This is a genomic window from Paenibacillus sp. GCM10027630 (genome assembly GCF_042676305.1).
Classification (GTDB): domain Bacteria; phylum Bacillota; class Bacilli; order Paenibacillales; family NBRC-103111; genus Paenibacillus_S.
Window position 1 is genome coordinate 13,599 of record NZ_JBHTGY010000009.1, and the last position, 24,034, is coordinate 37,632.

The 24,034-nt window shown below is 44.9% G+C and carries 18 protein-coding genes; 13 read left to right on the top strand and 5 right to left on the bottom strand.

Annotation, left to right across the window (positions count from 1 at the left end; translation table 11 throughout):
* Positions 1-278: 278 nt before the first annotated feature.
* Entirely contained in the window at positions 279-1,295 is a 1,017-nt protein-coding gene (locus ACFQ0C_RS04605) for a right-handed parallel beta-helix repeat-containing protein (RefSeq protein ID WP_379364388.1), read from the top strand.
* A gap of 80 nt (positions 1,296-1,375) precedes the next feature.
* On the opposite strand, the gene ACFQ0C_RS04610 is transcribed toward ACFQ0C_RS04605, so the two are convergent.
* Together ACFQ0C_RS04610 and ACFQ0C_RS04615 are read right to left on the bottom strand one after the other, a co-directional pair.
* Positions 1,376-2,293: an AraC family transcriptional regulator gene (locus ACFQ0C_RS04610; protein WP_379364390.1), complete on the bottom strand. Its 918-nt coding sequence runs from the start codon at positions 2,291-2,293 to the stop codon at positions 1,376-1,378.
* Positions 2,294-2,600: 307 nt separating this feature from the next.
* Positions 2,601-3,938, bottom strand: a complete 1,338-nt coding sequence (locus ACFQ0C_RS04615) for a UDP-glucose dehydrogenase family protein (RefSeq protein ID WP_379364392.1) — start codon at positions 3,936-3,938, stop codon at positions 2,601-2,603.
* Positions 3,939-4,224: 286 nt separating this feature from the next.
* On the opposite strand from ACFQ0C_RS04615, the gene ACFQ0C_RS04620 reads away from it, so the two are divergent.
* From ACFQ0C_RS04620 to ACFQ0C_RS04635, 4 genes are read left to right on the top strand one after another with little or no spacing between them, the layout of a single operon-like run.
* A complete protein-coding gene (locus tag ACFQ0C_RS04620; protein ID WP_379364394.1) occupies positions 4,225-5,391 on the top strand; it encodes a glycosyltransferase family 4 protein in 1,167 nt (388 codons plus the stop codon).
* 31 nt (positions 5,392-5,422) lie between these two features.
* A complete protein-coding gene (locus ACFQ0C_RS04625; RefSeq protein WP_379364396.1) occupies positions 5,423-6,475 on the top strand; it encodes a CotS family spore coat protein in 1,053 nt (350 codons plus the stop codon).
* Positions 6,462-7,523 carry a CotS family spore coat protein gene (locus ACFQ0C_RS04630; RefSeq protein ID WP_379364397.1) on the top strand — a complete coding sequence of 354 codons (1,062 nt, stop codon included), beginning with the start codon at positions 6,462-6,464 and terminating at the stop codon, positions 7,521-7,523. Before ACFQ0C_RS04625 ends, ACFQ0C_RS04630 begins: the two co-directional genes overlap by 14 nt.
* Positions 7,524-7,536: 13 nt before the next feature.
* Positions 7,537-7,743 (top strand): amphi-Trp domain-containing protein, encoded by a 207-nt coding sequence (locus ACFQ0C_RS04635; RefSeq protein ID WP_379364399.1) that lies wholly within the window; start codon positions 7,537-7,539, stop codon positions 7,741-7,743.
* A 115-nt stretch (positions 7,744-7,858) separates the two neighbouring features.
* Here ACFQ0C_RS04635 and ACFQ0C_RS04640 read toward each other — a convergent pair whose 3' ends face one another.
* Both ACFQ0C_RS04640 and ACFQ0C_RS04645 read right to left on the bottom strand, forming a co-directional pair.
* On the bottom strand, positions 7,859-10,399 hold the full coding sequence (locus tag ACFQ0C_RS04640) for an asparaginase domain-containing protein (protein ID WP_379364401.1): 2,541 nt from the start codon (positions 10,397-10,399) through the stop codon (positions 7,859-7,861).
* A gap of 22 nt (positions 10,400-10,421) precedes the next feature.
* Entirely contained in the window at positions 10,422-11,612 is a 1,191-nt protein-coding gene (locus tag ACFQ0C_RS04645; protein WP_379364403.1) for an asparaginase, read from the bottom strand.
* 342 nt (positions 11,613-11,954) lie between these two features.
* On the opposite strand from ACFQ0C_RS04645, the gene bioB reads away from it, so the two are divergent.
* The 4 genes from bioB (at position 11,955) to ACFQ0C_RS04665 (ending at position 15,624) form a co-directional block, all read left to right on the top strand.
* Positions 11,955-12,947, top strand: a complete 993-nt coding sequence (gene bioB, locus ACFQ0C_RS04650; RefSeq protein WP_379364405.1) for a biotin synthase BioB — start codon at positions 11,955-11,957, stop codon at positions 12,945-12,947.
* 225 nt (positions 12,948-13,172) lie between these two features.
* Complete coding sequence (gene kduD / locus ACFQ0C_RS04655) at positions 13,173-13,928, top strand: 2-dehydro-3-deoxy-D-gluconate 5-dehydrogenase KduD (RefSeq protein ID WP_379364407.1); 756 nt, start codon at positions 13,173-13,175, stop codon at positions 13,926-13,928.
* Complete coding sequence (locus ACFQ0C_RS04660) at positions 13,928-14,905, top strand: sugar kinase (RefSeq protein ID WP_379364409.1); 978 nt, start codon at positions 13,928-13,930, stop codon at positions 14,903-14,905. The genes kduD and ACFQ0C_RS04660 overlap by 1 nt, the downstream gene beginning before the upstream one ends.
* Before the next feature lie 56 nt (positions 14,906-14,961).
* Positions 14,962-15,624 carry a bifunctional 2-keto-4-hydroxyglutarate aldolase/2-keto-3-deoxy-6-phosphogluconate aldolase gene (locus ACFQ0C_RS04665; protein ID WP_258217264.1) on the top strand — a complete coding sequence of 221 codons (663 nt, stop codon included), beginning with the start codon at positions 14,962-14,964 and terminating at the stop codon, positions 15,622-15,624.
* A gap of 457 nt (positions 15,625-16,081) precedes the next feature.
* Here the strand turns inward: ACFQ0C_RS04665 and ACFQ0C_RS04670 are convergent, their stop codons facing one another.
* Positions 16,082-18,391: a helix-turn-helix domain-containing protein gene (locus ACFQ0C_RS04670; protein WP_379364411.1), complete on the bottom strand. Its 2,310-nt coding sequence runs from the start codon at positions 18,389-18,391 to the stop codon at positions 16,082-16,084.
* 181 nt (positions 18,392-18,572) lie between these two features.
* Here ACFQ0C_RS04670 and ACFQ0C_RS04675 point away from each other — a divergent pair, with 181 nt between their 5' ends.
* From ACFQ0C_RS04675 to ACFQ0C_RS04690, 4 genes are all read left to right on the top strand, one after another.
* Positions 18,573-20,105 (top strand): extracellular solute-binding protein, encoded by a 1,533-nt coding sequence (locus tag ACFQ0C_RS04675; protein ID WP_379364413.1) that lies wholly within the window; start codon positions 18,573-18,575, stop codon positions 20,103-20,105.
* Between the two features lie 329 nt (positions 20,106-20,434).
* Complete coding sequence (locus ACFQ0C_RS04680) at positions 20,435-21,976, top strand: extracellular solute-binding protein (RefSeq protein WP_379364416.1); 1,542 nt, start codon at positions 20,435-20,437, stop codon at positions 21,974-21,976.
* 195 nt (positions 21,977-22,171) lie between these two features.
* A complete protein-coding gene (locus ACFQ0C_RS04685; protein ID WP_379364566.1) occupies positions 22,172-23,095 on the top strand; it encodes an ABC transporter permease in 924 nt (307 codons plus the stop codon).
* Between the two features lie 27 nt (positions 23,096-23,122).
* Positions 23,123-24,004: a carbohydrate ABC transporter permease gene (locus ACFQ0C_RS04690; protein ID WP_258217259.1), complete on the top strand. Its 882-nt coding sequence runs from the start codon at positions 23,123-23,125 to the stop codon at positions 24,002-24,004.
* Positions 24,005-24,034: the final 30 nt, after the last annotated feature.

Sequence of the window (24,034 nt, forward strand, 5' to 3'; positions counted from 1 at the left end):
CGTAGCATAGTTCCGATGGCTACGCGAAGTCTCGCCCATAGGGCGAGTATCCCTCGTGGGACGTTAGTCAAAAGCCACTAGTGTTTTTTTTTGTGTTTCAGGAGGCTGATGAGAACCCCCGACGAGGACGTCGAAGCGCGTAGCCATCTTAGCCTGCCAAGGGTTTGTATTACATGACGATACGTAATGAAATCATATTTCCTCGTAACCAATGGAAAATGTAAGCGGTTTATTGTTGCTATAATAATTTTGCAGGTAAAATTTGAATCGATTAAGGAGTGAATTACATTGACAAATTTATTCGGAAAGGGACGGCTGCAAGGAACAAATTCAAACGATCGCTTGGTATGCTTGGAATTACTGCAGCAATGCTGGTTTCCATGATCAACCCGGTTGCGGCTGCAACAAGGACCATTAATTGCAGTGATGTCACCTGTTTGAAAAACGCGCTAACAAACGCCAAGGCGGGCGATGATATCGTATTGGCCGCCGGTACGACCTTTAAAGATAAATTCGTAGGTACGGCGAGTGGCACCTCCAGTAATCCGATTACTATACGCAGTGCAAGCACAAGCAGCCTTGCAGTGTTGAACGGTGGAGGAACTGGAAGCGGCTACGGCCTCCAAATTACGGGGAATTACTGGGTCATCAAAAATGTAAAGGTAACGAATTCGCAAAAGGGAATTATGCTGGACAACTCCAATAACACCGTAATTGATAACGTAGAGGTCTACAACGTAGGACAAGAAGCGGTTCATTTCCGTGATGGCAGCTCGAACAATGTTATCAAAAACTCCAAAATACATGATACGGGCCTGGCAGATCCGGAATTTGGCGAAGGCGTCTATGTTGGATCGGATAAGGGCAAGTGGAGCACCTATGCAAAGGAGGCGGATAACAACCGTATCACCAACCTGACCTTCGGTCCGAATGTGAGCGCAGAGCATGTGGATATCAAAGAGGGCACTACGGGGACCATTGTTGAGAACAGCACCTTTAACGGCACGGGAATCAGCGGAGCTAATTATGCGGACAGCTTTATTGATGTCAAAGGAAATGATGTGATCATTCGTAAAAACACAGGCAATCGGAATAATAATAGCAAAATTGTCGATGCATTCCAGGTACATCAGCAGGTATCCGGTTGGGGCTTGAACGCTCAATTCCTGGATAATACATTGAATTTGAACACTGCTACGCCATATGTTGTCAATGCTGCCAGTGGCACAACAGCTAAAGCTAGTGGAAATGTACGAGTACCTTCCGGCAATATGTATACAGGCAGTGTAAAATAAGTAGTGTAAAATAAAATATTAGGCCAGACAAAGACCTGCTTTCCATGGCTGAAAGCGGGTCTTTGTCTGGCCTAAGTGAGCTAGGACAGTTCTCCGGTTATCCCGGGACCGGCCGTTTGTGCGGCGCGATAAGAGGAAGGCGTGATTCCGAACTTTTCCTTAAACACCTTGCAGAAATAAGAAAAATTATCGAATCCGACCTCTACTCCGATGCTTCGAATTGGCTGTTCTGTCAATTTGAGCATCATAGCGGCCTGTCTTAGCCTTCTGGAGGTAATATATTCCGAGAGAGCGGTGCCTGTTTCCTTCCGGAATAAATAAGACAAATGATTAGGAGATAGATGGACGAGCCTGGCTAGCGTCTGCAGCTCGAATTTATCGGAGAAGTGACCTTCGACCCAGTCTAAAATTTGCTTGATGGCGGGAGAAATTCGCTCGTAGTATTCTATATGGGGTCCTGTGGAGCCGCCTAAACGGCGGTTGCTATGCTCATAAACTTGCTGGAGATAATGCAGAATTTGAAGCAGAACCAGAGTGTTTTCTTCCATGCTGTAAGACGCGTTCGATCGTTGGCCGAACCTCGCGGCTACACCTGAGAAATAGTCGCTTACCTCGGCGGGGTTTGGCACTTGTACAACTTGAGGGGAGTGGGAGTTTTTCCATAAAGTTTCTATAAAGCGTACCAGGAAGTCGAAAGGCTTGAAATAATCCCACAGCAGGGCAGGCTCGAATAAAAACATGGAACGGATGTAAGGGTTTTCGGCATTAATATTCATTTGTACCTGGTGCTGCTGATAGGGCTTGTAATATAAAAGAGTTCCCGGTTGGATAATGTACCTTTGTTGATTTAGTACAACATGGCCACATCCTTCATGAACATAGATAATTTCAAGTCCTGGATGGGAATGCCTCACTTCCCGGAAGCTTGCGGTGCGGTCGAGTGTCAAGGAGATTTGTGCTGGAAAACGGGTTATATTCAAGTAATTATCGATTCGCATGACAATACCCCCAAAAATCAAGTCATAACGAAAATAAATCCTAATGCCGCTATAAGCGAATTGTAAGAAGGACAAATAAATGCAAACGATTACAATCCAATAATAACCATTTTGAATTTCCAGACAAGGATTTTTTTTATGTGTTTTTGTTATTTTATTAGGTTTACACAAGAAAAAGAAATATAACTCCCTGTGACTATTCCCTCCATGGCTCTAGGCCTCAGTCGGGGCCGCGGCCTAAGGCATAGATGTTCATGTAACGGCGTTTTTTAAATGATACCGACAAGTGACTTTCTTGAGTTTCAGACTAAGATAATTTCCCAAGACCGATTCCATCGTACTGAAAGCCAAGCTCCTGCAATGTTTTCTTATCCAGGAAATTTCGGGTATCCAAAATATAAGGATGCCTCATGGATAGGAAAATTTTCGGCCAATCGAGCTTTATGTAACACTCCCAGTGTGTTAACAAAACCAATCCGTCTACTCCTTGTGCAGCTTCTTCGCCATTATTGCAGTATGTTATGGGCAAATCTCCATTTAAAGCGCTAAACATAGGCATTCCCATGGGGTCATGAACGTGGATGGCCGCACCTAATTCAATCAGTTTCTTAATAATAACCGTTGCTTGAGTGGCTCGGGCATCATCTGTATCCGGTTTGAAGGTTAAGCCCAGGATAGCGATAGTTTTTCCACGAAGATCTCCTAATTGACGTACGATTTTGTCCACACAATACAAATGCATGTTCAGGTTGGCGGTGATCGCGGCGCTTACTATGGAAAGCTCAGAGCCATATTTAAAGCTCGTTGCGAGCAGCTCGGCGGTATCTTTGGGGAAACAGCTTCCGCTCCACCCGCTGGATACTTGCAGAAATTTACTTCCAATCCGAGAATCCAAGCCCATTCCTTTTGCGACATCGGGTACATGCGCATTCAAGGCCTCGCACAGCTTCGCAACCTCGTTGATATAACTGATTTTTACTGCTAAAAAAGCATTTGACGCGTACTTTATCAGCTCTGCGCTTTTTGCATCTGTCTCGAAATAAACGACTTGGTCAGCTGAATTTAGCTGGATGAGAGGCTCATACAATAATCGCATCTGCTTTCGCGCTCTTTCGTTACTGGTTCCAATGACAATCCGATCGGGTGTCACTACATCCTCCAGCGCAAATCCTTCCCTCAAAAATTCCGGGTTACTGACTACGGCAAAATCTTGTTCCGCTTGCAAGCCGGATTCTTCCTCCAATATCGAGGTTACCAAATCTGCAGTGCCAACAGGAACGGTAGATTTATTAACTATTACCGTAAATTTACCCGGGTTTAAGGCCATGCCAATTTGTTTAGCTGCCGTCTTAATATAGGTTAAATCTGCCGTTCCATCCGCTAGGGAAGGAGTGCCTACACATATGAATACGATATCAGCCTCTTTGATGGGTTCATAGGTGGAGACGGCAAATAAAGTACGACCTGCAACTTGCTGTATCAATGACTCCAATCCAGGCTCGTAAAGGGAGCTTTTCCCCGCATTGATCATCTCCACCTTATTTGAATCAACGTCAATAACTACCGTATGGTAGCCCAACGCAGCAAAAGCAACCGAAGTGACACTACCTACATATCCGCAGCCAATGCATACCACATTCTTCATCCTCATGTTCCTTTCCAGATGTCTTTATTAGGAAGGCAAAACTATCAAATTTTACCTTGTGATAATAAGTTATGAAGATAGATTCAAATGGTATAGACAAGTAGATTAGTAGATTCGCCGTTCCTTAACAAATAATTAATCATATTTTATTAGCAAGGGTAAGTGTTGTCGGCTTTCCTTATAACTCTATTATATTAAGGGGGGATTACCTGAAGCGTTAAGATTTTTTAAATAATAGGAAGGAGTACTTCTTTAACATCTCTGCAACAAGATCGGAGTGGGGGTAATGAAAATAGCTTTCATATGTACGGAAATGATGCCCGTTCCTCCTATTCGGGGAGGGGCCATTCAAATTTTAATTGATGGGGTTGTACCCCATATAAGCAATAAGCATGATTTGACCATCTACTGTATAGCGGACCTTGAGCTTCCTGCTCGGGAGGTGGTAAAGGGTGTAGAGTACATTCGGGTGCCAAGCGAGGATTATGTGTTTAATGTTGCGAAGGAATTAGTCAAGAAACATGCCGAGAAAAATATGTATGACGTAATTCACGTATTCAACCGTCCGCGTGATCTTCTTGTATATAAGGCAGCTATGCCGAACAGCCGATTTGTGGTCAGTCTTCATAATGAAATGTTCAGGGAAGGTAAAATCTCGAGTGAAATGGGACTTCTAGCCATCAAAGCAGTCGATAAAATCATGACAATCAGCAATTATATCGGACAAACTGTCATAGCCAGATTTCCTTCAGCCAAATCAAAGGTCAAGACTGTGTATTCGGGGATCAATTTGAAAAAGTACAAGCCGGTCTGGGATGAAGAGGGCCAAATTGTGAGAAAGGAACTCAGGAAGAAGTATGGAGTCGAGAATAAAGAAGTGGTCTTGTTCGTTGGGCGCTTAAGCGCAGTAAAAGGACCGGACATTTTGATCAAAGCTATGATGAAGGTCATTCAAGAGCATAAGGATGCGGTGTTGGTCATTGTAGGCAGTAAATGGTTTCACGACGAACGAATAGATGATTACGGGCGAAGCATTCGTCAGCTCGCGGAATCGCTTGGAAAGGAACGTGTAATCTTTACAGGGTTCATACCTCCGAGTGAGATTCCGTCCCACTTTTTGATCGGGGATATTTTCGTATGCAGCTCGCAGTGGCAGGAGCCTCTGGCCAGAGTGCACTACGAAGCTATGGGTGCAGGAATTCCTGTCATAACTACCAATCGCGGTGGGAATGCCGAAATAATAGAGCATTGCAAGAATGGTATTTTAATCGAGGATTATACGAACCCGCTTGCTTTTGCAAATGCGATATCATGGCTGCTATCCAATCCGGCGGAGGCTTTATCCATAGCTCTGCAGGGCAGATTATTCGTCGAAAGCAACTTTGGATTCGAGCATGCAGCCAGAAGACTAGAGAATCTGTATCTCAGGGCGATGCTTAGAAATAAAGCTTAACTTAGTTGAACAAAGGAGGCGGGTTTTAAGGATGGATACTACTTTTTCAGAGGTTGTAACTAAAGTGATCGCCTACTACCCATTGAAGGCAGGGGAAATTTACCTGTTGTCTTATAAAGGGAAAAAGGCGGTATGGTCTATTCAAACAGACATGGGTGAAGTGATTATGAAGAAGGTGCCCTTTGATGAGGGTCATATTAAGTTCATGATTCATGCCATTGATTATTTAAGGGATAAAGGAATTCATACGCCCAAGGTATACAAGACAAGCTCGGGAGAAGGCTTTGTGAAAGTGGATGAAGAGTATTTCGTTGTTTTTGAAGCTGTCTATGGAAGATCTCCGGAATATGAGCATGAAGAGGAGTTGAAGATGATTTTACAAGGAATGGCATCCTTCCATAAGGCATCTCAGGGGATTGAATCGCCAATCGGCACATTCCCTTCATTTCTTTTGACGGAGTGGAAATCGGACTTGCAGAGAAGGTGTGAACGTTTAATAGAGTGGAAGAATCGGAGGCTCGCTGCAACGGATAAAAACAAATTTGACGGGTTATTTTTGCAATATGTCGATTTCTTCTTGAAGCAAGGGGAAGTTTCGCTAGCTATGTTTGATCATTCCTGTTTTGATAAGTGGGTGGAGGAAACCAAGGTGAACAAAAGCTTGTGCCACCAAGACTATGCGGCAGGCAACTTGGCGATTGGTGATGACGGTCATTTGTATGTTTTTGACATGGATTCTTTGACGGTTGACCTTCCTGTGCGGGATTTGCGAAAAATAATAAACAAAGTGATGAAGAAGCTTGATGAGTGGGATCAGGAGCTGTTGCTGACTATGCTGCAGGCTTATCAGACGGTTAATCCTTTGACGAAGGAGCAGCTTCATATTCTTGTAGCGGATATTCAGTTTCCTCATTTATTTTACGGTCAGGTGTCCAAGTATTATGACAATAGGGAAGAGAAATGGACGCTTGCCAAGCATATTGAACGTTTGGAGGATATGATAGCTACGGATATAAGCAAGGGTAAGGTTCTGGAGGATTTGCTTGTTCGTCTGGATGAGGTGGTTAACTATGGACATGAATAATGAAGAGCTTTTATTAGGGCGGCAGCTAATGACAGAACATTATCCACATGTGGATATCGCTGAAATCGAGGTTATCCAAGGTGGTGGAATAAAAACCGTTTGGAAGCTTCGGACCTCCTTGGGCACAGTATGCTTGAAGCGGATCCGCAAATCAATTCCGATTGTTAAATTCACTACGGCAGCGCAAGCTTATCTTTATGAGAAAGGAGCTCTTGTGTGCGGCATTATTCCGACGGAAGCTGGAGGATTGTATTTTGTCCATGAGGGATATGCTCTTGTTCTTTATAATTGGATTGAAGGCAGCGATCTTGAGATGGATAAAAATCCGGAGCACTTGTATGCGGGTCTTAAGGGTTTGGCGCAATTTCATCAAGATACGGTGGGCTTTGTTCCTCCTGATGATTGTGAGACTTATAACCGTATGGGGGTTTGGTTGGAGCATTATGAGAAAATGCTGGGGGAATTGAAGCAATGGAAGAGTAAGGCTGAGGCGGAAGTTAAGCTGGAAACGGAAGTGGAGACAGGAGCAGCAATGGATAATTTGCAGTTTTATAAGCTGTATTTGAGCACGGTGGATGAAATGATCTATCGGGCTGAGGAAGCCATTCGTTTGCTCGATTGCTCCTGTTATGCCGAATGGGTAAGCTCTATCGGGGAATACGGATATTTGTGCCATCAGGATTATGGGAAGGGCAACGCTCTACAAACGGACGCAGGAGTGTATGTGCTCGATCTGGATAACTTGACCTATGATATTCCGATACGGGATGTGCGCAAGCTGGTGACCAAACGTATTGAACAGCTGGACAATTGGGATCTGGAGGAAATAGAGCGTATGATCCGCTGTTATGAATCTATCCTACCTCTTACTCAGGGGCAAAAGGAAATTCTTTATATCGATTTATTATTCCCGCATAAGTATTATGGCTATGTTAAAAATCCTTTCAAGAAAGGCGAACCTGGCGAATTGAAAAAGCTGATGAAAAACTATCAGTTTGACCTGGAAGCTTTGCCTGCCCTTCGGTTAGTGCTGAATATTAATGGATGAAGAGGTGATTGGAATGAAGCTGGAGGAAGAATTCGTTGGCGGAACTGCCCAATTCGCGGCGTTGCTAAGGAAAATAGCTGATCAGTTGGAAGCGGATAACTTAACTGTCCGGGGAAAAAAGGTGACGCTGCCTGATATAGACATGGAGCATAAGATCAGTCATAAAAATGATCTCGGAGCAAACAGATTCACTATAACGATTGAATGGCTGGATGGTTAATTAAAATGCCGCTTGCTTATAAGTGGCAAATACTAAAAAAACAACGTGTTCCCGGCCTGTAGGCAAGGGGACACGTTGTTTAGGTTTTCGGTGGAGCTGAACTATTCGGATGACTTTATTTTTTTGTTTGCGTCATCTTCAGAAGAATGGTTACGGCTTCCGCTCGGGTAGCTGTTTCGGTCGGTTCGAACCTGTTGCCGTCTCGACCTTCGATTACGCCTAGCTTGCGAATGGCCTCTACGGAGCCTTTGGCCCATTTCGGAATCATGCTGTCATCCGTGAATCCGGTTGTAGCATCGGCCTGTGGCGCCAATTTTAAAGCTGCTGCGATCATGGATACTAGCTCAGCGCGATTTATCTGCGCATTAGGTCGGAATGTGCCGTCCTCGTAGCCCTTGATAATTCCTGCTTCAACTGATTGAGCTACCGCTTTCTGAGCCCATGCTCCGATCGTATCCTTATCCGTTAATTCAAGTGCGCGTCCTTCACCCTGAGGCTTGAGAACATTCATCAGCATCAGTGTGAACTCTGCACGGGTAACTGAATGATCGGGTTTGAAGGAGCCGTCCGGATAACCGCTGACTATGTTTTGAGAGGAGGCCCATTTAATAGCTGCTTCCGCCCAATGTCCGGTTGTATCCGAGAAGGAAGGCTTCCCTTCGGTTGTTTCCGCTGCTTTGTTCTCTACAGCAAATACGGCAAACTTGGTGAAATGATCGACATCAACCTTTATTTGATTGCCCTGGACAGTGCCTCCGATTTCAATCCAAGTTTTCTTCTCCTCATCGTAGTAGAATACGGAAGGATGTTGATTGGCTTCGACTTTTGCCGGATCGAAAAGGAATGAGATGGTAACCGGCTTATCAAAATTTTCACTAAAGTTTTTCAAGATTTCAAATATCGGACTGACCAGCTTGCTTCCCTCTGAAATCAGGTTGCTTCGATTGGTCAATTCTTCCACCGTTACCCGCAGCTCTTGGCCTGATGCACCTGCCGGTATTGTAATCCAGATAGCGTTGTTCAAGCTTACGGTGCCTGTTCCGCTCGGTGCGATAGTCAGTTCGCTTTTGGAGGAAGTGGAAGCTGCGCCGCCGCCTGATGATCCCGGTCGGGAAGGCCGGCTGGCTGGCAATGTCTGTATGGTCTTGCTCAGTCCTGCGCTCTGATTGCCTGCAGCATCCTCGGCTTTGACGGTGAATGTGTAGGTTGTGCCTGCAGTAAGACCGCTTAGGTTGTAATAATATACACTCCCTGTAACGGAGGAATACGTGCTTCCGCTAACTGTCGAGTAAACTCCATTAGTAACCGTTGGATAAACACTTCCGACAACTGTGTTGCTTCCGGTGTCATAAATACGGTACTGTGTCACGCCGATATTGTCTACTGCAGCAGGCCAAGTCAGGGTGAGAGCTGTCTGCCCTACGTTCGAGGCTTCCAAACTCCCGCCTGCTGGCCATTCCGGTGCTTTATTATCCGGCACCTGAGAGGCGAGCTTTATTTCCTGGGTACCCACGGTTTCAAACCACTGCTTGATAGTGTTGTAGTCATTGGAGAATGCCAGGGATAGAAGGAGCATAATTCTTGCATGCTGTGCGTTCAGGCTGTCGCCGGCGATGATGCCATTGCTGCTGCCGTACATGGTGCCTGAGCCTGTTCTTGTTGTTGTTACGAAAATAACGCCCTGCTTGATTGCGTTGCTGCGAGCTGTGCTCATCTTCGAGGATATGCCGCCGGCACCTGTTCCGGCCGTTACGATCCCCTTGACGCCATCGTTGGCAAATCCGGTGATGGCGCCTCCGGCAGCGTCTTGATAAGCGTAGACGATTTCTACTGCAGGGAGCTTATCCTTGGTAATGGTCTTCAGGTTAAAAGGTGTTGCCCAATCCGGCTTGCCCGCTTTGAGGCGTTTGGCTGGGACACGATAGATGCGAATATTCGTTTCGTCTATGTAACCAAGAGCGCCAACCATAGGCGTTTGAAAAGTGTCCATACGGTGAGAGTTGGATTTGGTTACTTCTCTGGCTGCGTGAATGACGTCGTTCAGCATAAGAACGGTGCCGAAGGATTTGGTTTTACCGCTTCCTGCCAGCTTGATGGCGTTATACAAATTGGCTGGGGCATCGGTACCGATAACATCCCAAGGCCTCATGGCGCCTGTAACAACGACAGGCTTCTCGCTTCTTACGGTAAGGTCGAGGAAATAAGCGATTTCCTCCATTGTATCCGTACCGGATGTCACAACGGCTCCGTCGTATTGCTCGAGAGCAGCATCTACCGCCAGGGAAAGGTCGTACAGGTCGCTCATGGAATAGCTGCCGGATCCTTTATTGCCGAATTGATAGGTAGCTACATCCGCGATTTTATCCTTGTTAGGCAATTGGCTGACAAGATCGGCAATGGGATAAGTGCCTGCGCGATAATTTTGAAAGCTGGTCTGATCGGCTGCTTTACCGGCCAAAGTGCCCCCGGTTCCAATGACGATAACATTCGGCAGCGGCGACTGCTTGAAGCTGTCCGTCAGTGGCGGGATTGGAATGGCTTCAGCTGCGCGAGCGCTGGTTGGATGGGCGAGCATGGTGGATAAAGCGATCAGGAGAGACAAGAAAAGGAGCGAGATGAAGCTCCTTTTTGAAGTTGCGTAATCAAGATGATTCATTGAACCTTACCTCCCGCTCCTGTTATGGCTGTTCCGGTTGTACATCTTGCGTGCCATACGTGGCGAACCAGTCCTTGACCGTATTGAAATCGCTAGAGAATGCTAGGGATAGAAGAAGCATGATTCTTGCGTGCTGCGCATTCAGGCTGTCGCCGGCGATGATGCCGTTACTGCCGCCGTACATGGTGCCTGAGCCTGTTCTTGTTGTTGTTACGAAGATAACGCCCTGCTTGATTGCATTGCTGCGAGCTGTGCTCATCTTCGAGGAAATTCCGCCTGCGCCTGTTCCGGCCGTTACGATTCCCTTGACCCCTTCGCTTACGAGACCATTGATAGCGCCGCCGCCGGCATCTTGATAAGCGTAGACGATTTCTACGGCAGGGAGCTTATCTTTGGTGATGGTTTTAAAGTCAAAAGGAGTTGCCCAATCCGGCTTGCCCGCTTTTAATACTCTGGCAGGAGCCCGGTAGACACGGATGTTCGTTTCGTCTATGTAGCCCAATGCGCCAACCATAGGTGTTTCGAACGTATCCATACGGTGGGAGTTGGATTTGGTTACTTCTCTGGCTGCATGAAAGACGTCATTCAGCATAAGAACGGTGCCGAAGGATTTGGTTTTACCGCTTCCTGCCAGCTTGATGGCGTTATACAGATTGGCTGGGGCATCGGTACCGATAACATCCCAAGGTCTCATAGCTCCTGTAACAACGACAGGTTTTTCACTTCTCACCGTAAGGTCTAGGAAATAAGCGATTTCTTCCATTGTATCCGTACCGGATGTCACAACGGCTCCGTCGTATTGCTCGAGAGCGGCGTCAACCGCCAGGGAAAGGTCGTACAGATCGCTCATGGAATAGCTGCCGGATCCTTTATTGCCGAATTGATAGGTAGCTACATCCGCGATTTTATCCTTGTTAGGCAGTTGGTTGACAAGATCGGCAATGGGATAAGTGCCTGCGCGATAATTTTGAAAGCTGGTCTGATCGGCTGCTTTACCGGCCAAAGTGCCCCCGGTTCCAATGACGATAACATTCGGCAGTGGCGACTGCTTGAAGCTGTCCGTTACAGGTGGAATGGGGATGGCTGATGCCGTAACTTCCGCAGCATTTGCGGACGACGGAATCGTGAACACTGATACTGTGCTCAGGAGAGCGGGTACAAGAAGAGGGATAAGGATCTTTTTCATAAGCTTGCTGCCTTTAAATAATGTCATATAAAGATACCTCCAATGTTATGTATTTATAATAATGTATTGAATACTAATACATGTTATGTTATTTGACAAATATTTAACACTATTGAAAAAACGGTTACATCGCCTGTTTAAATGGTTTTATATCGATTTTTGACGTTTATCTGCTATTTTCATATTTATGCATTTTAATATAATGTTAGTTATATGTTATGTATTCGTGCCGCTTTTAAAAGTGGGATAGTGCCTGGTTAGGGACGGGTTGTACAGTGACTCCAATTATAGTAAAATACGTCTGTTAATTGTTAACTATAATTTAATAGTTTTAGTTGACAATTAAAATGGGATGGAGGTGCTATTTTCGTGATAAAGATAAGTGCGAATTGGAGTGCATTGGCTAACAAGGCTATTAAAGGTGAAAGGCTCACGATGGAGGAAGGATTGGCGGTGCTGCGTGCGGACGACTATGAGCTGCTTGCTGTGATGGATGCGGCGTTTCAGGTGAGAAGGTATTTTTATGGAACGAAGGTAAAGTTGAATCTTATTATTAATGCCAAAAGTGGATTATGTCCGGAAGACTGCGGTTACTGCTCGCAATCCATAGTGTCTGTTGCGCCGGTTTCCAAGTATCCAATGCTTGATAAAGACACTTTGATTGCGGGAGCACATAAAGCTATGGAGCTGAAGGTTGGAACATACTGCATTGTAGCCAGCGGTAAAGGCCCGACTAATAAAGAGCTGGAACAGGTGATAGAGGCGGTCCGGGAGATCAAGGAAGCAATGCCAATGAAAATATGCGCCTGTTTGGGTATATTATCTGAAGAGCAGGCGGAGCGGCTGAAGGAGGCTGGCGTAGACCGCTATAATCATAATCTGAACACGAGTGGACGAAGCTTCGACAGGATTACAACAACCCATACCTATGAGGATCGTGTGAGCACGGTTCAGAAAGCGAAGGCTTCTGGAATGTCCCCATGCTCCGGCTTTATAGCAGGTATGGGTGAAACGGATGAGGAAATCGTGGAAATCGCTTATGCGCTTCGCGAGTTAGATGCGGATTCGATTCCGGTTAACTTTTTGAACCCGATTGCCGGAACGCCTTTGCAGCATATGAACGCACTGCATCCGCGCAAATGTCTGAAAATATTAGCATTGCTGCGTTTAGTGAATCCATCTAAAGAAATACGTATTGCAGGAGGCCGGGAGATGAATTTACGCTCGCTGCAGGCTTTAGGATTGTATGCGGCAAATTCGATTTTTGTAGGTGATTATTTGACAACGGAAGGGCAGGACGCTCAAGAGGATCACAGAATGATCGAGGATCTCGGATTTGAGGTAGAGGTGTGTGCGCTATAAAGGAGGAAGCTGTGAGCTGAGGATGAAAGGTACAGTCTGCTGCGGGAATAAAGGAATAAATTGGTGAATACGCTTTTGAGCAAAAGGTGTTCTTTAGGTGTTGTTGTAATTTTTCGAGGTCGGTCTGGCACATTGATGTCACTTCACTTATAATAAAAGGGATGTATACTTGCTGACGGTATCGGAAGTACAAGCCGTATATAATTCGTTTAATGGGGTGTAGAAATGAGTTTTTTTGATTTGTCGGGTAAAGTAGCAATCGTAACGGGCGGTGCTGTAGGTTTAGGTGGAGGTATCTCTCTTGGCTTGGCAAAAGCAGGTGCGGATATTGTAATTGTGACCAGTAATGACCGCAATCGTGATACTCAAAATGAGATCGAAGCAATGGGGCGTAAAGTTCATACGGTTGTTGCCAATCTGTCTGATGAGAATGAACTGCCGCGTGTTGTGAGCGAAGCTCTGTCCGCTTTTGGCAAAATCGATATCTTAGTTAACAATGCTGGTATTATTCGCCGTACACCGGCTGCGGATCATCCCGCTCAAGACTGGCATGATGTTATTAATTTAAATATGAATTCAGTGTTTTTCCTGTGCCAGCTGGTAGGTCGCGAAATGATCAAGCAGGGATCGGGTAAAATCATTAACATCGCTTCGATGCTTAGCTTCCAAGGCGGTATTAATGTACCGGGGTATACCGCTGCCAAGCATGCGGTTGCAGGTATTACGAAAGCATTAGCCAATGAGTGGGCAAGCAAAGGCGTTCAAGTGAATGCAATTGCACCGGGCTATATGGCAACGGATAACACAACTGCACTCCGTGCGGATCAAGAGCGTAATGCACAAATACTGGGACGTATACCGGCAGGGCGCTGGGGTACAACGGAAGACCTGCAAGGTCCTGCTGTGTTCTTGGCATCTGCAGCGTCTGATTATATGAATGGGCATGTATTGTGTGTAGACGGCGGGTGGATGAATCGATAATGGCCACTCAACAAGCTAGCACTCAAATGTTTCAGCCGGAGATTATTACATTTGGCGAAACGATGGCGCTTATGATGCCGACAAGCTCCAAAGGAATTGAATATTCCTCGCAATTTAATGGTTTGTTCGGTGGCGCTGAAAGCAATGTTGCTATAGGTGTTGCTCGTCTTGGTCACCGTGTCGGCTGGTTCAGCCGGATGGGTAAGGATCCTTTTGGCCGTATGATTCTGAAAAAAATCCGCGGCGAAGGTGTAGACGTATCCCGTGTTGAGCTAACGGCGGAAGCGCCGACCGGCTTGATGATGCGCGAGGTCGTATCCGGTAAAACATCGGTATATTACTACCGTAAAGGCTCCGCGGCGAGCACGTTAAAGCCGGAGCATCTGGATGAGGAGTATATTAAGCAGGCTAAATACCTTCATGTTACAGGTATTACACCCGCTTTAAGCGGTTCATGCCGCGAGGCGGCAATCGAAGCTATTCGTATCGCCCGCAAGCATGGGGTAAAGGTATGCTTCGATCCGAATCTGCGCCTTAAGCTGTGGTCGATGGATGAAGCGCGTGAGGTGCTGTTGGAAATGGCCAAGGAAGCGGATTATTTCCTTCCGGGCTTGGACGAGCTTAAGCTGCTGTATCAAACGGAGAGCTTCGATGAAATTGTTGGGCACCTGAATGAGCTTCAGGCTGTTTCGATTGTTAAGGGCGGCGACGATGAAACCTATGTCGTGGAGCAGGGCAAGGTTAACTCCGTTCCTTATTTCAAAGCCGAGCAGGTTGTAGATACAGTAGGCGCCGGTGACGGCTTCTGCGCGGGCTTTATCGTAGGCTTGTTGAAAAACTACAGTCATACCGAAGCTGTCAGGTTGGGTAATCTGATTGGCTCGATGGTTGTGCAAACCGAAGGTGATTGGGAAGGTATTCCGACTTGGGAGCAGGTTGAAGCGGTACTTAATAACGTGAAGCATGTAGAACGTTAATAGATCAGCAGCAACCAGGTTAAACAAACTAGATGCAAAGGAACGGTTGAATCGATATGAAGAAAATTAAGCTGCTCCAGCAAATGAGCAACGCAGGCGTCGTGGCCGTATTACGTGGAGAGACGGCCGATGAAGTAGTTGAGATGGCGGAGCAAGCCATCGAGGGCGGTATTAAAGTCATCGAGGTAACGATGACAGTGCCTTTCGCACTGCAAGCAATCGAGAAGCTTGCGAAGAAGTACTCCAGCGAGACGCAGGATGCGTCCAAGTACGCCATCATTGGCGTAGGTACGGCGCTGGATCCGGAGACGGCACGAGCTGCGATTCTTAGCGGGGCCGAGTTTGTCGTAGGCCCGGCGTTGAACCCGGCAACGGTAACGCTGTGCAACCGGTACCGTGTGCCTGTTATGCCCGGGGTTATGACGATTCAAGAGATCCAGCAGGCGCTGGAGCTGGGCGTTGACATCGTCAAGCTGTTCCCGGGCAACCTGTACTCGCCGGCAACGATCAAGGCGATCAAAGGGCCTTTGCCGCAGGCGAACATTATGCCAACCGGCGGCGTATCGCTGAGTAATCTGGCTGATTGGATCAAGGCTGGAGCTGTAGCTGTTGGTATCGGTTCTGATTTGACCACCGATGCGGTAAAAACAGGTGATTACAGCCTGGTAGCCAAGAAGGCTGCTCAATACATTGAAGCTTACCAAGCTGCCAAGCAATAATGGCTGGTAAGGTGAGTAGCTTCGATGTAAGTAATAGTAGATAGGCATGCCCATAATAAAGAGTTTTTTTAATATAGAATGTTACCTCTGATCCCGCCGATGGCGGGATTTTTTCTGCTTGTGCGTATCCTGCAACTTGATTGCTAAATGGGTTAATCGAAAACGGTTCTCCAGGTTACCTTTGCCTCTAGATCAACAAGTGGTTGAAGGGAACTGGGATGCGTTATTTTAATTTGCACACGTTATCAACCAAGTGAAGCGGAACTAGGATCACTTATTTGCTCGAAATAGTGGAATTTTAGCCAATTGAAGACTAAATAACGCATCGTACTTCCGTAACTTCATGAATTTGAGGAAGTGCAAGGTAAATAAAGGAATGACGTTCCGCTAGCTAGTTGTGGCGTTGCATGGCGGTCGGTCGAATATTAATAAGGACGCCTTTCGGCGTCCTTATTAATTATTTGCGATGCGATTCCCGAAACTGCCCGGGAGTAACACCTTCTTGCTTGCGGAAAGAACGTATGAAGTTCTGAGAGTTGATATATTGAAGCTTCTCTGAAATTTCTTTAATTGTAATATCGGTCTCCATTAGCCATTTTTTAGCCATATTGAGACGATAAGAGGATAAATATTCGCTGAAGGTTACGCTGGTTTCTTTGCGAAAAACACCGCTCAAATAGTTAGCGTTATAATGCATCTCGGTAGCGCATTTTTCAATGGTGAGATCGGTGTCGTAATATTTATGAATCATATCCATGATTTTCTCGGATATATTGTGATATTGAGAATTTTGCCTGTCCCGGAAAATACGAATCAGAGGTGTAATGACGCGAGACCAGAACCATTCTTCAATTTCATGAGTGATCTGAAGCGCGTTTAATTCCTCATATAATGAGCCTCCGCCGGAATGCAGCTGGTTCAACGAAATCCCGGACTGCTGCATGGAAACCATCAGGCTGTTAAGGAACCTGAAAATAGATACCTGATATTCCTGAGGATTCATTTCCTGCTTGAAAATAAGCTGCATAAACGCTTTTAATAACTCCCGCGACTTCTCCTCGTCGGCAATTAATATAGCGTCAAAGAGCTCTGTTTCTGCCAAGCTTGGATACTCAGCCAGCAGCTTTTGCTTGCCTGCATTAATATTCGCATAAGGAATAATTACATGCTCGCCCAAATAAATGCGGTGCTTCAACGCCTCAAGCCCCTCGTGGTAGGCGGCAGAGGCTTTTTTAATATCATGAAAGGGAAGGCTGATTCCAATGCTGACTTGCAGATCGAGCACCCGCTTTATAGCACTCTGAATAGATTCGGTTGTTGAATAAATAAAGCCGTTATACTCGGGCTGAGCTTCAGAATTAACGCCTCCGATAAGGGTGATCTGGGTATGTTCGATAGATACGGGCGGCAATCTGACTTCCGAAGGTATGATTTCCTCTACGATGTTATTAATAGCAAATAACAGCAGCTCGAGGTCATCCTTAGAGTAACGTGTACCCTCCAAAGTATCAATTTGCAAAGCGATAACCGACATTACCTGCCACTGGGCAAGCTTTTCACTGAATCCGAACAGCTCCATTTTCTCCGTCAGTTCATTTCTTCGAATGTCCTTTTGAAACATATTCATCAGAAAAAAGGTGCTGGATTGCTGCAAATGTCGGCTGGCTTCCTGCTCCAGCTGTGATTTGGATTGAAACAGGTTTTGAACCTGGTTGCTGATGATTTCGAACTCGTTCATTCCGGGCTTGACGCTTGATGGGGGGCTTCCTCCAATTTGCTTCAATAAGCTTTGGATCGGATTGTACATTTGACGGGAGCCCAGCCATGCAATAACTAAAAATACGGCAATTATGATCAAGCAGAAGAAGATAAGATAGCGGCCAATTTTTTTGGAATCCTGAGTTAAGCTGTCTATTGAGATAATAGAGAGATAAATCCAGTTATTAAGAGATGAGCGCAGGTAGGTAGCTGAATACTTTTTCCCTCCCAATTCCGTTTCGAACTGGCCGACAGGCTGTGAGAAGACATGGGAATCACTAATAAAGCCTGTGCTGATTGCATACTTACCGATCATGGAAGGGTCTGTGTGAAATAATATCCGTTCTTGATCATCCATAATTATAACGGTCTCAGATTCCGCGGGGGTATAATTTAGAATGCTTCCTATACTGCAGGTGGGTAAATTTGCGAATGCCAGTCCAAACTTATCGAGCTTCTGATCCGGTAATTTCTTCACCAGGCTTATCACATATGGACATTCGTAAGCATTCGCCTTCTCTTCACTGTAAAACCATATGCTGGGGTTCAAGGACCAAGAGATTGTATTGGGAAGAAGCATCTGATTGGCTATTTGAGTGTGATGCAGATAAGTGTTGAATTTATAATAGCCAGAATTTTTAATCATCCAATTTTGCTCTATGTTAACGATTACAATATCTTCAACTTTTGTGAAATAGGATTGCGTGTTGCTTATTTCCTTTCGTAAATTTCTGTACAGCAGAAAGTCGTCAGGAGAAAAAGTCTCATTTAATGCCCTTGCCACAACGGTAGAATTTACCAATTGGTCAAAGGCGTGATTTACCGTTCGCAGCACTTGCTCGACATTGGAGTTCATCAAAGTTAATACTTGTATTTGTCTGGAATTAACTTGTTTTTGAATTTCATTAGATGATTGAATGTAGGAGAATATACCAAAACAAATAGCGGGAAGTGTGCATAGAAGGCATCCAAACATGATTAGCCTTGTAAGATAACTGAAGTGTTGCATCTATGTACCTCATTCCTGACTTAAGAAAAAATAGTAATTCTGTTGTTCTATTTTAGCAATCAGTGGGAGCAATGAGCAATGACTAATTTTTATAAAAGTTTTCGTAAGCCAGATGCATTACAATAGAGTTATCTTTCATGTATAATAAATGCAATCGTTTGCATCGGGGGAGAGGGTTTCCATGAGTAGAAGGAGTCTGTTTGTTAAAATGTTCATATACAGACCCGTCTCTATTATAGTTGCTGTCGCCTTGCTATTAAGCGCTTGTGAGGGAATAGATACGAAGAAAAGTAGTATTCCGGCGGAAAAACCTCTTGATATTAGTATGATGGTACCGCTTCACCAGGTCAAAGCTCCGCCCGATGAACTAATCAGCAGCATTGAACAAGCAACTCAAACGAATCTTGACATCGAATGGGTCCCTTATGATATTTATAAAGATAAAATGATGAATGCGCTGGAGACGAATTCACCTAAAAAAGTAATTTTTGTAAGCCAGCCTGATTATGTGTATGTGAGAAATGAAATTCGTTCCGGTATGTTTTGGGAAATTGGCCCGTATTTGGACTTTTATCCAAATTTGAAAAAGTTGAATAAAACTACGTTAAATGAAACATCGGTTGATGATAGGCTATATGGTTTGTATACGGAGCGTCCCGCATCAAGACAAGGCGTCATCCTCCGGAAGGATTGGTTAGACCGTCTGGGCCTGAAGGAGCCATCCTCGATTGATGAATTATACGATGTTATGAAGAAGTTTACCTACGATGATCCGGACGGTAACGGGAAGCAAGACACTATTGGGCTGGTCGACCGCAGCGATCTTGTATTCGGGGCATTCAAAACATTGGGATCCTATTTCGGAACGCCTAACAATTGGGGTGTAGTAAAGGATAAACTGGTTCCGGAGTTTATGACGCCGGAATATATTCATACGATGGACTTTATGAAAAAGCTGTATGACGAAAATATACTGAACCGAGACTTTTCAATTACGAGTAAGCAGGTAGAACGATATATGATTATCAGCGGTAAAGCAGGTGCATATATTGGCAGCTTGGAAGATACGCCCAGATTATTGGACGAGCTGCAAAAATTGAATCCTACAGCTGAATTGACCATACTTAACCGTATTCGCGGTCCTCAGGGATATGGAGTCTGGTCGATCCCGAGCTTCAACGGATTGTTTCTCTTTTCCAAAAAGGAGATCAAGACAGAGGCGGAGCTGAGAATGATTCTTGCCTTTTTCGATAGAACGATGGATGCCGATGTTAGCAACATAATGCAATATGGCTTAGAGGGCAAGCATTACGCAGTAGAAGAGGGACGAGTCGTGAAGACTCCGACGATGAGTCAGCTGCATAACATAGAGGTGCTACCGCTGTATTCTTTAATGATAGCCAGCCTGAACAATTCGATAATGAAGCTTAAGGAAGAAATGCAAGATCCACTTCAAGTTAAAATTAGTAAGCTGACCTCGGATAATGAAAGCATCTTGATTCGGGATCCGGCTCAATCCTTGTTCTCTCCGACTTACGATATGGTTGGAGGAGAGCTGTGGCCAATTGTCATTAATGCTACGTACAGCTATATTCTTGGTCAAATAGACTTGAATGGCTTCGAGAAAGAAATCGACAAATGGGAGAGAAAAGGGGGAGGCCAGATTATTAAAGAATATTCAGAGGCTTACCAAAAAAAGATTTCAAATAAATAATTGCAGGGGCTGTCCCAGAAGGGTAAACCCAGGTGAGCGAATCTTATAAAATGTAAAAAAAGAACCTTCAGTTCCACTTTAAAAGTGGAACTGAAGGTTCTTTTGCATTACGAACAAAGCGGAGGATGAGATTCCCAGACCCCAAATTCCCTAATAACATCCATGATCATTATCTCAGATACCTATCTCATTTAGCCTGAAAAGCCCAGTGGCACAAGTGTTTGTGAGGCAATGATTGTATATGGAATGGAAAAGCACCTCTATGATAAAAAGGAGAGCAGGACGAGAGCATGTTTGATTCTGCAATGAAAAATGGAGGTTGGAATAATTTGAGAAGAACAAAGGGTTACGCCAAAAAGGCTGCTGTTTTTTGCGCTGCGGTGTTAGCGGTCACATCGATCCTTGCAGGCTGCGGCGACAGCGTCAAGCCGGAGGCAACAGGGAAGGATACGTCAACGAATACGGAAAATACGAAAGTGGAGCCTATTTCCAAAATAACTATTATGGCGAACCTGCAGACACCTGAGGTTCCATCGGAGACGATCAAGAAAATACTTGAAGAAAAAACAAAAACCCAGATTGAGTTCCAATGGGTACCGGACGGTTCTTATGATGAGAAATTTCAGGCCGCCTTTGCAACGGGATCTTTGCCGCAAGCTGCTTATATTAAAAACCAGTCGTCTTTCGTCCTGCTTCGCGATGCTATCAAAAACGGACAATTCTGGGAGCTAGGCCCTTATCTAAAGGAGTACTCCTTCTTAAGTAAGATGAACCCCGATATTCTAAAAAATACGAGTGTGGACGGCAAAATTTATTCGCTTTATCAAGAAAGACCGCTGACGCGTCAAGGTATTATCTACCGTAAAGATTGGGCTGATAAGCTTGGTCTCGCAGAGCCTAAAACAACCGATGATATCTACAATATGCTGAAAAAATTCAAGGAAGCGGATCTGGCTGGTGGAGGTAAAACTCTAGGGCTAGCGGATCGCAACGATCTGGTTTACGGCTCTTTTAAAACATTAAGCTCATTCTTCGGAACTCCTAATGGCTGGGGGGTTGTCGATGGGAAGCTTACTCCTGAATTTGCTACTAAAGGGTACATGGAAACGATGAAATTTATTAAGAAGCTTCGTGACGAAGGTTTGATTAATCAAGACTTCCCGGTTACGAGCAAAACGGATCAGCAGAACATGATGTACACCGGTAGAGCGGGTATGTATATAGGCTCGATGCCGGATGTCGAAACGATGCAGGATAAAACGTCCAAAAACGTTAAGGAAGCTCAATATGACTTGGTTAACCAAATTACAAGCAGCTCGAACAGTAAGCCGGCGACATGGGCGCTTCCAGGGTATGGCACTATGGTTATGTTCCCTAAAGCTGTAGTTAAAACGGAAAAAGAATTAAAGCAAATTTTGGCTTTCTACAATTATTTCCTAAGTCCGGAAATTGCTAACCTGCTTAAGTATGGGGTTGAGAACACCCACTACACCGTTAAGGATGGCAAGGTAGTTCCTGGAACCGACCAGAAGCTGCTGGAGAAGGATGTTAAGCCATATCAAAGTATCGCACTTGCTGACACCACTAATGTCACCCCATCTTTTTACAGCCTTCCGGTTCGTGAAAAGGCCGAAAAACTTTCCAAGGATGCTATCAGCTTTGGAGTTCCAGATCCGACGGTATCTCTGGATTCCAAAACGTTTAACGAGAAGGGTGCAAGACTTCAGGACATTATCAAGGATGCTACTTATAAATTTATGTTAGGTACAATCGATGAAAATGGCTTCCAAGCAGCTGTGAAAAAGTGGCAGGACGAAGGCGGAGCCAAAATTATCGAAGAATACAATACAGCCTACAAAAACGTTAAATAATTAAAAAATACGCTTTGTTGGGGGCTGTTGAAACCATTCAACAGCCTTCACGAGTTGAACCTCGACGTGTTCATCATCCTCAAGGACCGGTACAGCCGATTATCCTTGATTCAATCATGTACAACAAGGCTTTATTGGCCTCCGTAAGAAAGGAAGTCGTGTGTAATGAATAGTAGTGTCGTTCAGTCTAAGCCGATGCCGGTACCCAAATCAAGCAGCTCATTAGCCAAACGATTAGTCAGGAACCGGTATATGTATTTGATGATCCTTCCTGGGCTTATCTATTTTATTATTTTCAAATATTTCCCCATGTATGGGCTGCTTATTGCCTTTCAGGATTATTTGCCATACAAGGGAATGTCGGGCAGTGAGTGGGTAGGGCTGAAGCATTTTAATAAATTGTTTAGTGAACCGGAGTTTTGGAACATTTTTAAAAACACGTTTATCTTGTTCCTCTACAATATTGTTTTTTATTTTCCGGTCCCCATTGTGCTTGCTGTGATGTTGAATGAAGTGGCAAACGTATTTTTTAAACGGTTGGTGCAGTCGATCGTATATATCCCGCATTTCTTGTCATGGGTCATTATCGTATCCATTGCCTATGTAATGCTAACGATGGACGGCGGAATTATTAATCAATTAATGCTGTACTTTGGATTTCCCAAGGTTAACTTTTTGCTGAGCGAAGGCTGGTTTCACCCCATGTACATTGTTCAGGTTATTTGGAGGGAAGCGGGCTGGGGAACGATTGTGTATCTGGCTGCAATCGCAGCGATCGACCCGCAGCTGTATGAGGCTGCAAGAATGGATGGAGCCGGACGGTTCCGGCAAATTTGGCATATCACCTTACCTTCAATAAGAAGTGTAATTGTTGTGCTGTTAATTCTTCGAATAGGCAATGTTCTCGATCTCAGCTTCGAGCATGTGTATCTGCTGCTCAATTCGATGAACCGTTCCGTCGCCGAAATTCTGGATACCTATGTATACACAGTCGGTCTGAAACAAGGTCAATTCAGCTTCAGCACGGCAGTAGGTTTCTTTAAATCATTTGTTGGCTTATTTCTGGTTGTACTTTCTAACAAATTAGCCAAAAAAATCGGCGAGGAAGGCATTTACTAATCGACTGGGTCATAAGGAGGTACCGCAATGGTTCAAGACAAGACATTACTTAACAGAATGTTCGATTTCTTCAATATCTTTTTTCTCATCCTTATAGCGTTGGTTACGTTCCTTCCTCTCATGCATGTTATTATGGCTTCTTTTGCAACTGTAGAGGAAATAGCACGCAAACCGTTTATTTTGATTCCGACCGAGTATACCTTGGATGCTTACCGCTACATTTTATCGACGAGTGCGATCTTTCGTTCATTAAGCGTATCGGTGGGGGTGACTCTCTTCGGAACCTTAATCAGCATGTTTGTAACTTGCTTGATGGCATACGGTCTAACGAGAAGAGATTTGGATGGGCGCCGCTTTTTCATGTTCCTGGTTGTGTTCACACTGCTCTTTAATGGAGGTTTGATACCGACCTTTTTGGTAGTTAAGGCAATGGGGCTTGTGGATTCATACTTTTCTCTGATCGTCCCGACCATGATTAATGCATTCAATCTGATTATTATGCGGAGCTTTTTTATGAACCTGCCTGAGGGCCTTGAGGAGTCCGCCAAAATCGATGGCTGCAATGATCTCGGAATTTTGTTCAGAATTGTTATTCCGCTGTCTATGCCGGCGATCGCCACCATATCTCTATTTTATGCCGTTAACTACTGGAACACTTACTTCAATGCCATTATCTTTTTGAATGATGCGAATAAATGGCCTATCCAGGTACTGTTAAGACAAATCGTTCTTGTAGCAAGCGCGTTTAGCGCGGATACTTCGGACTTTGGCAGTGATTTTGTTAAACCACCGGATCAAACGATTAAAATGGCTGTCATTGTTGTTTCCACTCTACCTATTCTGGTTGTTTATCCGTTTCTGCAGAAATATTTTGCAAAAGGGGCATTAGTAGGCTCCGTCAAAGGGTAGATGCTATAGGATGGTCTATCAACGCCTTAA